The organism is Amphritea japonica ATCC BAA-1530 (genome assembly GCF_016592435.1).
GTDB lineage: Bacteria > Pseudomonadota > Gammaproteobacteria > Pseudomonadales > Balneatricaceae > Amphritea > Amphritea japonica.
In genome coordinates this window covers 1781568-1794911 of sequence record NZ_AP014545.1, presented here as the reverse complement: position 1 = coordinate 1794911, position 13344 = coordinate 1781568, and the positions used below count along the sequence as shown (strand labels likewise).

Annotated in this window: 13 protein-coding genes; 5 read left to right on the top strand and 8 right to left on the bottom strand. The window is 47.2% G+C overall.

The genetic code is table 11. The features are described 5' to 3' along the window. Nucleotides 1-158 precede the first annotated feature (158 nt). From AMJAP_RS08285 to AMJAP_RS08270, 4 genes are all read right to left on the bottom strand, one after another. A complete protein-coding gene (locus tag AMJAP_RS08285) occupies nt 159-590 on the bottom strand; it encodes a hotdog fold thioesterase (protein WP_019621795.1) in 432 nt (143 codons plus the stop codon). 138 nt (nt 591-728) lie between these two features. Next, nucleotides 729-1097 (bottom strand): thiol-disulfide oxidoreductase DCC family protein, encoded by a 369-nt coding sequence (locus AMJAP_RS08280; protein WP_156815185.1) that lies wholly within the window; start codon nt 1095-1097, stop codon nt 729-731. 16 nt (nt 1098-1113) lie between these two features. Continuing rightward, on the bottom strand, nt 1114-1626 hold the full coding sequence (locus AMJAP_RS08275) for a M48 metallopeptidase family protein (protein ID WP_019621793.1): 513 nt from the start codon (nt 1624-1626) through the stop codon (nt 1114-1116). Beyond that, nucleotides 1623-2087 carry a DUF1499 domain-containing protein gene (locus AMJAP_RS08270; protein WP_019621792.1) on the bottom strand — a complete coding sequence of 155 codons (465 nt, stop codon included), beginning with the start codon at nt 2085-2087 and terminating at the stop codon, nt 1623-1625. Before AMJAP_RS08270 ends, AMJAP_RS08275 begins: the two co-directional genes overlap by 4 nt. 153 nt (nt 2088-2240) lie before the next feature. Between AMJAP_RS08270 and AMJAP_RS08265 the strand changes: the two genes are divergently transcribed. Beyond that, nucleotides 2241-3107: a DMT family transporter gene (locus AMJAP_RS08265; RefSeq protein WP_019621791.1), complete on the top strand. Its 867-nt coding sequence runs from the start codon at nt 2241-2243 to the stop codon at nt 3105-3107. Here the strand turns inward: AMJAP_RS08265 and AMJAP_RS08260 are convergent. Beyond that, nucleotides 3060-3614: a GNAT family N-acetyltransferase gene (locus tag AMJAP_RS08260; protein ID WP_019621790.1), complete on the bottom strand. Its 555-nt coding sequence runs from the start codon at nt 3612-3614 to the stop codon at nt 3060-3062. The genes AMJAP_RS08265 and AMJAP_RS08260 overlap by 48 nt on opposite strands. Before the next feature lie 248 nt (nt 3615-3862). Between AMJAP_RS08260 and AMJAP_RS08255 the strand changes: the two genes are divergently transcribed. The 3 genes from AMJAP_RS08255 (at nt 3863) to rrtA (ending at nt 7510) form a co-directional block, all read left to right on the top strand. After that, on the top strand, nt 3863-4597 hold the full coding sequence (locus AMJAP_RS08255; protein WP_019621789.1) for a hypothetical protein: 735 nt from the start codon (nt 3863-3865) through the stop codon (nt 4595-4597). A gap of 140 nt (nt 4598-4737) precedes the next feature. Then, nucleotides 4738-6870, top strand: a complete 2133-nt coding sequence (locus tag AMJAP_RS08250; RefSeq protein WP_019621788.1) for a VIT and vWA domain-containing protein — start codon at nt 4738-4740, stop codon at nt 6868-6870. A 7-nt stretch (nt 6871-6877) separates the two neighbouring features. Then, nucleotides 6878-7510, top strand: coding sequence for a rhombosortase (rrtA, locus tag AMJAP_RS08245; protein WP_019621787.1), 633 nt, complete (start codon nt 6878-6880; stop codon nt 7508-7510). Nucleotides 7511-7538: 28 nt separating this feature from the next. On the opposite strand, the gene AMJAP_RS08240 is transcribed toward rrtA, so the two are convergent. Continuing rightward, nucleotides 7539-8696 carry a hypothetical protein gene (locus AMJAP_RS08240; RefSeq protein ID WP_019621786.1) on the bottom strand — a complete coding sequence of 386 codons (1158 nt, stop codon included), beginning with the start codon at nt 8694-8696 and terminating at the stop codon, nt 7539-7541. A gap of 221 nt (nt 8697-8917) precedes the next feature. On the opposite strand from AMJAP_RS08240, the gene AMJAP_RS08235 reads away from it, so the two are divergent. Next, on the top strand, nt 8918-10048 hold the full coding sequence (locus tag AMJAP_RS08235; RefSeq protein WP_019621785.1) for a glycosyltransferase: 1131 nt from the start codon (nt 8918-8920) through the stop codon (nt 10046-10048). Between the two features lie 64 nt (nt 10049-10112). On the opposite strand, the gene AMJAP_RS08230 is transcribed toward AMJAP_RS08235, so the two are convergent. Together AMJAP_RS08230 and ppsA are read right to left on the bottom strand one after the other, a co-directional pair. Further along, nucleotides 10113-10802 carry a pseudouridine synthase gene (locus tag AMJAP_RS08230; protein WP_019621784.1) on the bottom strand — a complete coding sequence of 230 codons (690 nt, stop codon included), beginning with the start codon at nt 10800-10802 and terminating at the stop codon, nt 10113-10115. Nucleotides 10803-10847: 45 nt separating this feature from the next. After that, nucleotides 10848-13193: a phosphoenolpyruvate synthase gene (ppsA, locus tag AMJAP_RS08225; RefSeq protein ID WP_376787807.1), complete on the bottom strand. Its 2346-nt coding sequence runs from the start codon at nt 13191-13193 to the stop codon at nt 10848-10850. Between the last annotated feature and the right edge of the window lie 151 nt (nt 13194-13344).

Genomic DNA, 13344 nt, shown 5'->3' with positions numbered 1-13344 from the left:
TCTAAGACTTTGTCTGAATAAAGGTTTCAAAAAAAACAAAAAAGCCGGCTTCTTAAGCCAGCTTTGTATGAGGGCAGTCTAGCACCACAACTGAAAATGAAACACTATATAATTATCTAATTACGACATAACCAAAGACGTTTTAACTAAAATTTAATCTATGTTAATAAACGATTACTAAGCACCGACATCGTCAGTCGAGAAATACAGATCGCTTTGCCATTTTCATCTTTTATTCGGATATCCCAAACTTGAGTTGAACGACCAATATGTATCGGTGATGCTTTGCCATAAACATATCCGGTACTGATACCAGACAGGTGATTAGCATTCACTTCAAGACCCACACATGCATGCCCGGGTTCAGCTGCTAACTGTGCAGCAACACTGCCCAGCGTCTCAGCTAATACCACTGATGCGCCACCGTGTAGCAAGCCCATTGGCTGATGAGTGCGGGTATCAACCGGCATAGAAGCACAAACATAGTCAGGGCCGATTTCAGTGATCTCAATCCCCAGATGATCGACCAGGGTATTTTTGACAAAAGACTGTAGTTGATCGACACTCATCTCTGTTTTCCAGATAGGCATAATCTGTTCCTCTAATTAGAAAGAAACAATTTAACCCGAGCCTCAAGGCGGAAAAAGGACATATTCTGTCAGAAAAGTAACATCTACGGTCATTCCAACCTGAGCTTTACAGCACTGACGATATAGCCTCTGCGGATTCTATAGACGGCCCTCTCTGCGTAGCCGCCGCTCGACCCACCAGTGGTACAGATAGCTGGTTAACGTTCGAACTATCGGCAGGCCGAGCAGCCAGCCAAGCCACTTCAGACGTGGTACCCGGCCCATCAACAAGCGATAAGCCGCCAGCTCAGAATAGAGTTTACCCTGAGAGTCACGAACATGTAGCTCCAGCAAGGCTTTATGCGGATCAATCCCCCACTCTCTTAGCTGTTGCTCCTGTCCTGTAATATCAAACCAAATAACGCTTTGATCATCTGCGGCCCGCAAAGACTCGTAGTACCGCCGGTCCCGCTCGCAAGAAGGGCAGGATCCATCATAAAAAACGGTTATCGAATCTTTAGCAGACATAGCCATGCACACTCACTCAGAAGACCGGGCCAAAGCGGTCTATACAGGTGAGATAAAGCCTCAGATCCAGCTCGAGCTGATGATAGTCAGGTTCCATATGCTGGCAGAGTTTATAGAAAGCACGATTGTGTTGTTTTTCCCGAATATGCGCCAGTTCATGCACGACGATCATGCGTAAGAAAGGCTCAGGAGTACGCTTAAACAGCGAAGCGATACGGATCTCCTTTTTAGCTTTCAGCTTGTTCCCTTGCACACGAGAGATATGAGTATGTAACCCCAGCGCATTTTGGATGACATCGATTTTATCATCATACTCAACCTTGCTCAGAGGTGCTGATTGCCGCAGGTAACTACTCTTTAGCTCCAGTGTATAGTGATATAACGCTTTCGAGCTGGTGACAGAGTGGTGACCGGAATAGCGCTTGCGAAGATAGTCCGGTAATTTTCCTGACTCTATAAGTGTATCAGCCTGCTGTTGCAGCTCGGCTGCATAGCCCGCCAGATAATCAACTTTTTTAGTCCTGCTCATTGTTGCCCTTCCAGCAATGCCCGTAGCTGCTCTGCCCGTTTACGATTCACCCCCATGTCGGAATAACCCACCCTGGAAGCAGAACGAATATGGATCACACCGGCTACGCTGTCTTTGCGTAACTCCAGATCATCGACAAAACCAAACACACTGGAGCTGAACTCTGCAGCCAGATAACCGGTTTCAACATGGATGACCTTACCGCCCAAAGACTCGACATCAGCTACGACTGAAGACATGCTAAGCAAGCACAGACCCACCGGTTCAACAAAGTGCGCAGTATCAGTACCCGTTTCACTGCACACTGCATTCGGTTTTTCACCACAGGGGGTTAATCTGCCATCAGATAAGCCGGGAGGGCTATCACTTCGAGAAAGATACCCCTGAAGCATCAGATAGCCTGATATAAGCAATATCAGCCCCAATACAGCGACGAGCGCGATTATAATAAATTGTTTCATTTCAATACCCAGAATGAAAAGCAGCCTGCAATACCGGGACTAGCCGAACACGGTATAGATCACCCATATAAGCAATCTGTGAATACCTAGTATAAACTAGCCCTCTCCCAATCATAGCGAATCTGACCTAAAACAGTGCTAAGCCCTCAACTGATGAACTGGCTCCTTCTCAGTATCCTGATTGCTATCTGGGGCACCTCCTTTATGGTGACCTCCATTGCGATCGAAGGAGGCCTCACAGCAGTTACCATTACCCTGCTTCGTGTCGGTTTAGGTGCGTTAGTCGTCACGCTATTTGCCTATTCAAAAGGACTGCGCTTACCGTTGAATGCCAGGAGCTGGGGTTGTTTTATGCTACTGGGACTGTTCGGCAGCGCCCTCCCATTTATGCTTATTTCATGGGGACAGCAATCAGTTCCATCAGCCAGTACCGGTGTGCTGATGGCTGTCATGCCCTTTGTTACCATGCTAATCGCGCACTATTTCGTTAAAGGTGAACAATTAAACCGCTACAAAATCATCGGTTTTATTCTCGCCTTTACCTGCGTTACTATTTTACTCAACCCTTTTGCGGCAGGTAGTGTAGACCTGTTAGGCGCACTCGCCATTCTGGCAGCAGCCAGCAGCTACGCAATAAACACAGTACTAATAAGACTACTGCCTACGTTTAATCCGCTAGTGGCAGGCGCAGGCATGTTGATATGCGGCCTTCTGCTAACACTGCCACTGGTATTTTCTGATCTGGGGAATATTTTTGATGAGTTGATATATGCAGCAACTGCGGATGCTCTCATGGCAGTGGCCTGGCTGGGACTAATGCCGGCAGGCTTTGCTTCTATCATCTACTTCATCGTTGTGAACCGCGCTGGCCCCAGTTTTCTCTCGAACTGCAACTTTCTCATCCCTGTGGTAGCGTATTTCGCGGGCACTTTGATTCTGGGTGACGCTGTCCCTTCCGCAGGCCTGATAGCCTTAGCTGGAATTCTCGCTGGTATCGCCATTACCCGCATTTCGCGGTGAGATGTGACGATAAATCATCGCTTCTTTATCGCGAAAGAGCATCCGCTTTTCAAACCTCGCGCCCACGGCTTCCGCCAGCGTTCTTGACGGTAAATTTTTCTCGAAGATAAGACTAATCAGATGCAGTTCTGGTAAGAACTCTGCCGCCATGATTCTGACAGCATCTGCAGCTTCCCGGCCATAGCCCTGGCCAGTGAATTGAGGAATTAATGCCCACATTATTTCGGGCTCAGGCCAGTCACCTGGATACCAGAGCCCGATAACACCAACCACCGTACCACAGTCTTTAAGCTTAACCGTATAAGGCCCGTAGTTATGGATCTCCCAATGCCCAATAAGCGCAGCAACGATACGCCAGCTTTCTCCTTCGCTTAAAGGACGGCCAGTGGTATACCGTGTCGACTCGATATCCCGGTAGTACTTATGCAGCTCAGGCCAGTCATCGATGTTAACTTTATCGAGTTGCAACCTTGCAGTTTGCACCTGTACAGGTGTTTTATATGTCACTTACATCTCCAATTTGATAGTCGTTACAGTCAGCGAACCCGTTTAGCCTGGCGCTAGCTACAGCTGTTATACCAAGACGTAACTGATCCTTAAAGAGCCTACGCTGATTACACTGCTAACCTACCCTCAAATATTATTAAGACCTAAAGACTGATAACGGTATAAATATCACAATATAATACGTTCCCTGAGATTTACGGCTAATTCTATGTTAAAACACAACTTTATAATTGCTCGGAATATCTGTGATGGCTCAAACCGCTGCATTGGTACAAACATTAAAAAAACAGCTTAAAGCTCAGGGTAAAACCTACATCGATGTCGCTGCCGCCCTGGATCTGAGTGAAGCCTCTGTTAAACGACTATTTTCAGAGCAGAACTTTACGCTGCAACGCCTTGAGGTAATTTCAGAACTAGCCGGACTGGAATTGACCGGGCTGTTTCGGCTCATGGCACAGGAACAACAACGACTGACATGCCTGACCCGGGAACAGGAACAAGAGATCGCCTCAGATCTGGAACTCTTGCTGGTAGCCGTCAGTGTCATCAATGGCTTTAGCTATTCTGACATTATTACCCATTACGAGCTGGATGAGCATCAGTGCATTCGCAAGCTTGCACAGCTTGATCGACTAAAAATAATAGAGCTCCAGCCCAACAACCGGGTAAAACTGTTGGTCGACCTTAACTTTTCCTGGTTACCCAATGGCCCGATCCAACAGTTTTTCCAACAGAAAGTAGAACAGGATTTCTTTCGCTCACGGTTTGATAAGCAACATGAAAAGCTAATCGTTTTGAACGGCGTCTTAACACCTGAAGCTAATCTCGCTATGCAGAAAAAGATGGAACGGATCGCAGAAGAGTTTAACAGTCAGATTCGCGATGATGCTCCCCTGCCGATGGAACAGAAACATGGCAACACTATGGTGCTGGCGATTCGTCAATGGCAATACAGCCTGTTTAAAAACTATCGTAAAAGCTGACAGGATGTTTCTGTTAGTTAAGGTGTAATTTCCTCAACGTCGGGTATCACTATCTGATACCCCGACTGTTTATCTACTGTTCTGTTTGTTCATATCCCATTATCCCTCCGACATTGATCAGCCGATCTACAGAGGACAATATGAACATCAAATCACTTTCCGGCGCTATCGCCATAGCCGTTACACTTACCGCAGGCTCCGTAGTCACATCTTCTGCTGACGCAGCAGGGTTACTAAAACCAGCCAATTCAAGCCAGCCCGATCTGAGCATCAAAGAACACCATGTCAATGTGGTGCTTGAACACAGTTATGCTGTCACCAGCGTAGAACAGGTATTTCATAACCCCAGTAATAAGGCACTCGAAGCGATATATAGTTTTCCAGTACCTGAGCATGCGGCCGTTGGCGAGTTTACCTACTGGATTGATGGTAGGCCCGTTACCGGCGAAGTCGTAAAGAAACAACAGGCACGGCAAATTTATGAGCAGGAAAAACAGGCAGGACGAGAGACAGCATTAGTTGAGAAAGACAGCCATAAAACCTTCGACATTAGCGTCACACCAGTACAGCCAAACAGTGATGTGCGAATCAAGTTAGTCTATATTCAGCCTGCTCATGTCGATTCCGGCATCGGACGCTATGTTTACCCACTAGAAGATGGCGGCGTTGATGACCAGAAAAACGCATTCTGGAGCAGAAATGAAGTCGTCGATGAAAAATTCAGCTTCAACATGACGCTGGGTTCAGGTTACCCGGTCGACTCTATCCGCCTCCCACAACAGCCTCAGGCATCGATTCAGCAGCTTAACCCTACCCAATGGCAGATCAGCATGGCGAACCAGTCAGGGGCCCTTTCAACAGACGCTTTAGCATCAGATGAGCCTCAACCTATTGAGCAGGATCCAGAAGTACAGCAGTTAAACCCTGTCCTGGCGCAAACAGCCGGGATATTGCCCGCAGCCAGTCTTAATCAGGATATCGTTGTTTACTGGCGCCTTAAGCAAGATCTTCCCGGTAGCGTCGATCTGATAAGTTATAAAAAAGCGACGGACTCTCAAGGCACATTTTTAATGACTCTGACCCCTGGAGACGACCTTGCGGCTGTTCAGGGAGGACGAGACTGGATCTTTGTGCTGGACGTATCCGGTTCGATGCAGGGTAAATACAGCACTCTGGTTGAAGGCGTACGACAAGGGCTGGGGAAATTACAGTCAGATGACCGTTTCAAGATTGTTCTGTTTAACAATTCAGCAACTGACTTTTCGAAGGGGTTTCAGGCAGCCACTCCCGAAATTATTAATCCACTATTAAATCAATTGGAACAGTATAAGCCCCATGACGGCACCGACCTCTATGCCGGTATATCAGAAGGCTTAAAGCACCTGGATGCAGACCGAAGCAACGCGATGATACTGGTCACCGATGGTGTTGCTAATGTCGGTGTTACCGAGAAAAAACGCTTTCTGACGCTGATGGAAAAAGCCGATATCCGACTGTTCACTTTCGTGATGGGTAATAGTGCAAACCGTCCTCTGCTGGATGGTATGACCGATGTCTCTAACGGGTTTGCAATCAGCGTCTCTAATGCCGATGACATCGTTGGTCAGCTAATGCTGGCCACCAGTAAGATGACACATCAGGCGCTTCGGGATGTTGAACTGAAAATTGATGGCGGCAGAGTTACCGATCTGACTCCTGAGCAGATTAATTCCCTCTATCGGGGCGAGCAGCTAACAATCGCAGGACACTACCACAAACCAGGGCCCGTACAGGTCACACTTACAGGTAAAATTGGTGATCAAAAACGACTATACAGTACTGAAGTAACGCTCCCGGAAAGCAGCCTTTTACATCCCGAGCTGGAGCGAATCTGGGCCTATTCCAGCATTGAAAACATGCAAGCTAAAATGGATTATCTTGGGGAAAGTAGTAACGAAGATACTCAACAGGCGATCACCGATCTGGCCATCCAGTATGACCTCGTAACAAACTACACCTCTATGTTGATTGTCAGGGACGAAGTGTTTAAACAACTCAATATAGACAGAAATAACCAGCAACGTACGGATACTGAAAACAACGCCCGTCAACAACGGCTACAGCAACCGGTAAAAACTGTACGGGCTGACAACCAGAAACCTATGTTTAACCCATCGAATAACCGGGCAACCCTGGGCGGTGGTTCTGGCGCTATCGGTCACTGGGTACTTCTCCTGATCGCTGCCCTGCTACTGGTTCAATTCAGTAACAATCGCAACCGTAAGCGGTCTTGAGGCGACTATGAACCTCTGGCTATATAATACACTCACTGGACAACAGCACCCTCCCGCTTATGCGGGAGGTGTTAGCTTCATACCGGTGATTACCCTCAGTATCATCTTTCTCGCTTTCCCATTCAGCCTCTCAACTGAACTCTTCCAGCTAGGCTACTTCGACCAGAGACTGATTAGTGAAGGTGAATTATGGCGGCTTATCTCAGGACATCTAAGCCATACATCAACAAGCCATCTCAGCTGGGATATCCTCGCTTTTGCACTGGCAGCTGGCTATCTGGAAAGGTATTCAAAAAGGCTGCTATTACTATCAATACTGGGAGGTTTGATCACTGTAAACGGGTTACTGTTATCACCCTGGAGCGGTGTCAGCAGCTACGCAGGGTTATCAGGCATTCTCTTTGCCCCGCTGTTTATCAGTCTACTGCTATTCGCACGCAAACAACCGTCATTGAGTGGCTGGCTGCCGATGCTGATCTGCATAGGTAAAGTCATCTGGGAGCAGTTTAGCGGCCAGGCGCTGTTAAGCCAGAGCCCCTGGCCACCCTATCCAGCGGCACACCTTGCCGGAGTATTGGGCGGCTTATGCTGCCTGTTTATACCGATGACCAAAGCACGTGATATGAATAAACCAGCTTAGGTAATGTACAAACAAATACCTTTAACCCCTACTGTAAAAGTGGGTCGGTCTCAAATTCAGTCTGTTTTATAGCGATAGGAAAGACAAGCTGTTTGAAAATAACGCATAGCAGAATAAAGGTTGGAAGACCGATCACCTGGCGTATCCAAACATGCTCACCACTCATGTAAGAGGTCGCAGGATAAACAATACCCGCCATCAGCATCATCCAGACACCGAGCATAAGAACCGCATAAAACGCTTTAAGGTTTGGTAGTTCTTTACGGAACTCAATCAAAACCCAGGCGGCAAATATGGCGAAATAAGTCAGGTAAAACTGCTGCTGTCCGGCCTTATAGAACATAAGGAGCGCGGTAAAACCCGCTAGAAAGGCGGCATGTTGTTCCAGTTTTCCTTTACGAAAACGCATAAATACGAAGAAAACCGTACCGATGGCAAGCGGCTTATTTAATGAAATCAATAAATTACTAATGCTTTGGAATGGAAAATAATCACTATACAAAAACATCATAATCGAAAATAGTGTTGGATTTCGACCATTAGCCTTACCGAAAGCAACCAGGAACGAAGGCCCCCAGATAAGATAGGTAATCAAATACACCGCCAACAACACCACCATAAAGATAAGAATATTGCGGCGGATGTTCTTCCAGCTTTTGCTTAAAAACGGCAACAGAAAGAGCGGATAAATTTTGGTTAGAACACCAATTGTCAGAATTAATAGCGATGTCTTGCCATTACCCTTAACAGCAAACAATACCCCAAGAAAACAGAGCATACCCACCAAACTATCATTAAAACCGTAAAAAGAGGTGCTGACTATAAAGAACGGATTTAACAACCAGAACGCCGCAAAGAACCACTTCACCGTAGCACTTACGTTTTTCAGAGCACTGAAATAACGAACCGTATAGAGCGCTACGGCCAGCCAACAACTCACAAAGATCAACTTAGGCAGCTGGCTATGCAGCGCGTAGGGCAATGCAAAAATATTATAAACAGGACCATATGCGTTAGGGGCATCGATTTTTGCCCAGGGGTCTCCACCACTCAAAATCAGATCCCAATGAGCAAAATAGAGCGCATAATCATGCATAGGCGCAATTAGAAAGCTGGCAATCAGTACTACGACTGCGTATACGCAAAGAATCACGTCAAGTAATTTTGATGGGGCTGTCTTTGGCATATAAATCCATTGCTGAAATTACTTATTAGAGACCGGCATAATAATTTGTTGAAGATGGTATAACAAGTGACAGGCGGAAGCGCTTTGCACACTTCAATGATCCCCCTGAAGAAAGCGCCACGGATTAAAACTCAGTGTTCGCGACCATAGCAGTATTAATTGTATTATTATCTTGATATCTATAGCATTATCCTATTTTTCCCTGAGTGATATAGCGATATATGTCTGACATAAAGATTTCCATCGTAATACCAACCTATAAAGAAGTTCAGAACATTCCTCTGATTTGTGAACAGGTTTCCAGTTCACTGGATGGTCAATCGTTCGAAATTATCTTTGTTGATGACAACTCTGAGGATGGCTCCTGCGAAGCAGTAAAAAACATTTCTGACAGGATTCCTGCCAGAATTATTGTCCGTACGGAAGAACGCGGCCTCTCTACTGCAGTAATCAGGGGTATTGAAGAGGCTAAGGGAAAATATGTTGTCGTTATGGATTGCGATCTATCGCACCCTTCAACGGCCATCCAGCCAATGGTAGAAAAGCTGGAGACTAATCAAAACGATTTTGTCGTGGGCTCCCGGTACATTCAGGGTGGCTCGTTTGATGATGACTGGGGCTTCTTCAGGCTTCTTAATTCAAAAATTGCTACCTGGCTGGCCCTACCCCTTTGCCATATTAAAGATCCGATGTCTGGCTTTTTCGCCTTTGAACGGGAAAAGTTTGAAACCTGCGCACACCTGACGCCTGCGGGTTACAAAATCGGCCTGGAGATCATGGTCAAAGGCGATTTCAATACGCCTGGAGAGCATCCAATACACTTTAAAGACAGAGAGCATGGTGAAAGTAAGCTGAGCTTAAAAGAGCAGTTTCTGTACCTGAGGCATCTTCGTCGCTTATATAAATTCAAATACCCCACGGTCTCTGAATTTGCACAATTTGGCATTGTAGGCGGAACAGGTTTTATTGTTGATAGTTTGATCTATTTTGCTCTGCAGCTCTATTTTGGCCTCGGTCACAACCTCTCACGAGCGATCTCTTTCTGGCCAGCAGCAACCTGGAACTGGTTCTGGAATCGAACAATTACCTTTACCGATCGTAAAAAAACGCACCACGTAACGCAATGGTTATCATTTATAACCACTTCTCTTGCGGGCTTTGCGATGAATTTTGGTACATACACGGTACTAACCTCTTACGTACCATTCTTTATCGAGCATAAGTTTAGTGCCCTGATTATTGGTGTATTAGTCGGTATGGGCTTTAATTTCATGATGGCCAGAATTTTTGTGTTCAAACCACTTGATGAAGAGATCCTGGAAGAGGAAAAAGAGCCTTATCATTTGAAATAACAAGGGCTATACAAGCTATATACCGATCAGACCAACAAGAGTCACTTGTATCACCGCTAATAACTTAAAACAGCGCAATCTCGGCAGCCGTCAAAGGCCTGTATTCTCCAGGCCTCAATGACGGATCAAGTACCAAATCTCCGATACGTTCACGATGCAGCTCTGTGACTTCGTTATCAAAGTAACCAAACATTCGCTTCACTTGATGGTAACGTCCTTCATGGATTGTCAGACGTGACTGACAGGGCCCTAGCCGTTCAAGCTCTGCCGGGCGGGTGGTGATATCTTCGTAACTAAAATAGATCCCACGGGAAAAGACCGCTTCCGCATCGCTGGCAACCGGATCTTTAGTTGTCACCCGATAAACTTTGGGAATGGTTGATTCCGGCTGCGTCACCCGGCGAGACCAGCGGCCATCATTGGTCAGTAACATCAGTCCTGTGGTTTTAAGGTCAAGACGGCCGGCAAGGTGAATATCGGATCGTACCGTCTCAGGGAGCAGATCAATCACTGTTCGATGCTCGGGATGCTCTGTCGCACTAACAACGCCCGCAGGCTTATAGAGCATGAAGTAATGCCCTTGTACTTCTTGTAGTAACCGCCCTTCCAGTTCAACCCGAATAAACCGGTCGACCTCAAAAGTAGCCTCAGTTACCACACTCCCAGCCACTGTCACCTGCCCTTTAGCCAACAGCAGTTGTATCTGCTGTCGACTGTACGGGCTGTTTAACTGGAGAAACTTAGCGAGGCGCATTGGAAATACAGAGCATGTAGATAACGGTATAAATAATTCAGCTAACTAATTAACCGGACTATCGTCACTGTCATTCGCCAGGAAAAACCAGGTATCCAGAACACTATCAGGGTTAAGAGAAACCGAGCTAATCCCCTGTTCCATTAACCACTGCGCAAGATCCGGATGATCTGACGGGCCCTGGCCACAGATACCAATATACTTGCCTTGTGCTTTGCAGGCTTCGATAGCCATCGACAACAACTTACGTACCGCTTCATTTCGCTCATCAAAAAGATGGGCAATAATACCGGAATCACGATCCAGACCCAGCGTAAGCTGTGTCAGGTCATTCGAACCGATGGAGAAGCCATCGAAATACTCAAGGAACTGCTCTGCCAGCAACGCATTTGAGGGAATCTCGCACATCATAATCAGCCGTAAACCGTTCTCGCCTCGGCGAAGACCGTTCTCAGCCAATAATTCGGAAACCTGTTTGGCTTCACCAACAGTACGAACAAAGGGTACCATCACTTCAACATTGGTAAGCTTCATCACATCGCGCACATACTTCAGTGCCCGACACTCTAACTCAAAACATTCACGGAACGAGTCTGAAATATAACGACTTGCCCCCCGGAAGCCGAGCATCGGGTTTTCTTCGTGAGCTTCATACGCATCACCACCGATCAGGTGGCCATACTCATTGGACTTAAAGTCTGACATCCGCACAATGACTTTCTTCGGATAGAAGGCAGCCGCCAGCGTCGAGATACCCTCCACCAGCTTAGCAACGTAAAATTCAATAGGGCTGGGGTAACCAGCAATGCGTCGTTCAATAGTTTTTTGCAGACCACTGTCTAACTGATCAAAATTAATCAGCGCCTTTGGGTGAATACCGATCATGCGGTTGATAATGAATTCCAGGCGGGCAAGCCCTACCCCGGCGTTCGGCAATGCCTGAAAATCGAATGCCCGATCAGGATTACCCACGTTCATCATAATATCGAAGGGTAACGGCGGCATCGAATCGACCTTATTGGTCTGATGCTCAAAATCAAGACGGCCTTCATAAGCGCGACCGGTATCACCTTCAGCGCAGGAGACAGTCACATCCTGACCGTCTGTCAGACGCTCAGTCGCATCACCGCAACCCACAATCGCAGGAATGCCCAGTTCACGGGCGATGATCGCAGCATGGCAGGTACGCCCGCCCCGGTTGGTAATGATAGCAGAAGAGCGCTTCATCACCGGTTCCCAGTCCGGATCGGTCATATCCGTTACCAGCACATCGCCGGGCTGAATCTTATCCATATCGCTGAGACTCTCAACAATACGCACCGGGCCACTGCCAATTCGATGGCCGATAGAACGCCCTTCCAACAGTACCTTACCGGTTTCAGTTAGCAGATAACGCTCGATAACCGCCGCTTTATCGCGGCTTTTAACAGTTTCAGGACGTGCCTGTACGATATACAGCTCACCGTCATCGCCATCTTTGGCCCATTCAATATCCATCGGACGGCCATAATGTTTCTCAATGGTCATCGCAATCGATGCCAGTTCCTCAACATCATTATCAGAAATAGAGAAGCGCATGCGCTCTTCAGCCGGCACTTTCACCGTCTCGACTGCGTTTGCGGTAGTGCCTTCACTGCCGTAAACCATTTTTATCGCTTTCGTGCCGATACTACGGCGGAGAATAGCCGGAGCCCCCTGACGCAAGGTCGGTTTATAAACATAAAATTCATCAGGATTAACGGCGCCCTGAACCACCGTTTCACCCAGACCATACGCTGAAGTAATAAACACAACATGCTGGAAGCCGGACTCAGTATCCAGGGTAAACATGACGCCGCTGGCACCGGTTTCACTGCGTACCATGCGCTGTATACCGGCAGACAGGGCTACTTCATGATGTTCAAAGCCGTGATGTACCCGGTAAGAGATAGCGCGATCATTATAGAGTGACGCAAAGACGTCGTGTATGGCGGCTTTGACATTGTCCAGTCCGCTAATATTGAGGAAGGTTTCCTGCTGGCCTGCAAAAGACGCATCCGGAAGGTCTTCAGCGGTTGCTGAGGAACGTACAGCCACGGCCATATCGCTATCACCCACCATCTCGGCAAAGGCCTCTTCTATGGCCTTATCCAGCGCCTCAGGAAAAGGCGTTTCCAGTATCCACTGACGAATCAGACTACCGGTTTTAGCCAGCGCATTAACGTCGTCAGACTGAAGCTCCGCCAGAATATCATTGATGCGTTTATCGAGTTGATTATGGGCAAGGAAATCCCGGAATGCAGTAGCGGTCGTAGCGAAGCCACCTGGTACCTTAACACCCGCTTCAGAAAGCTCAGTGATCATCTCGCCAAGTGAGGCATTTTTGCCACCCACCTGCTCAATATCACCCATACCTACCTGATCCAGACGAACGATATAATCCTGCAAAATGCTGCACTCCTGAATTGCGCTACTTTTTGTTATAGCCGCATCATACTTCAAATCACCCGCCTGTGGCAGTTAGCAGATCAATTTTAAGCTTAATCTATTTACTGGCTATACA

Excerpts from the sequence above, each read along its gene's own strand:
- AMJAP_RS08285 (WP_019621795.1), bottom strand. The coding sequence starts at position 590 with ATGCCTATCTGGAAAACAGAGATGAGTGTCGATCAACTACAGTCTTTT.
- AMJAP_RS08270 (WP_019621792.1), bottom strand. The coding sequence starts at position 2,087 with ATGAAACAATTTATTATAATCGCGCTCGTCGCTGTATTGGGGCTGATA.
- AMJAP_RS08230 (WP_019621784.1), bottom strand. The coding sequence starts at position 10,802 with ATGCGCCTCGCTAAGTTTCTCCAGTTAAACAGCCCGTACAGTCGACAG.
- AMJAP_RS08235 (WP_019621785.1), top strand. The coding sequence starts at position 8,918 with ATGTCTGACATAAAGATTTCCATCGTAATACCAACCTATAAAGAAGTT.
- AMJAP_RS08255 (WP_019621789.1), top strand. The coding sequence starts at position 3,863 with ATGGCTCAAACCGCTGCATTGGTACAAACATTAAAAAAACAGCTTAAA.
- AMJAP_RS08265 (WP_019621791.1), top strand. The coding sequence starts at position 2,241 with ATGAACTGGCTCCTTCTCAGTATCCTGATTGCTATCTGGGGCACCTCC.
- AMJAP_RS08275 (WP_019621793.1), bottom strand. The coding sequence starts at position 1,626 with ATGAGCAGGACTAAAAAAGTTGATTATCTGGCGGGCTATGCAGCCGAG.
- ppsA (WP_376787807.1), bottom strand. The coding sequence starts at position 13,193 with ATGGGTGATATTGAGCAGGTGGGTGGCAAAAATGCCTCACTTGGCGAG.
- AMJAP_RS08250 (WP_019621788.1), top strand. The coding sequence starts at position 4,738 with ATGAACATCAAATCACTTTCCGGCGCTATCGCCATAGCCGTTACACTT.
- rrtA (WP_019621787.1), top strand. The coding sequence starts at position 6,878 with ATGAACCTCTGGCTATATAATACACTCACTGGACAACAGCACCCTCCC.
- AMJAP_RS08240 (WP_019621786.1), bottom strand. The coding sequence starts at position 8,696 with ATGCCAAAGACAGCCCCATCAAAATTACTTGACGTGATTCTTTGCGTA.
- AMJAP_RS08280 (WP_156815185.1), bottom strand. The coding sequence starts at position 1,097 with ATGTCTGCTAAAGATTCGATAACCGTTTTTTATGATGGATCCTGCCCT.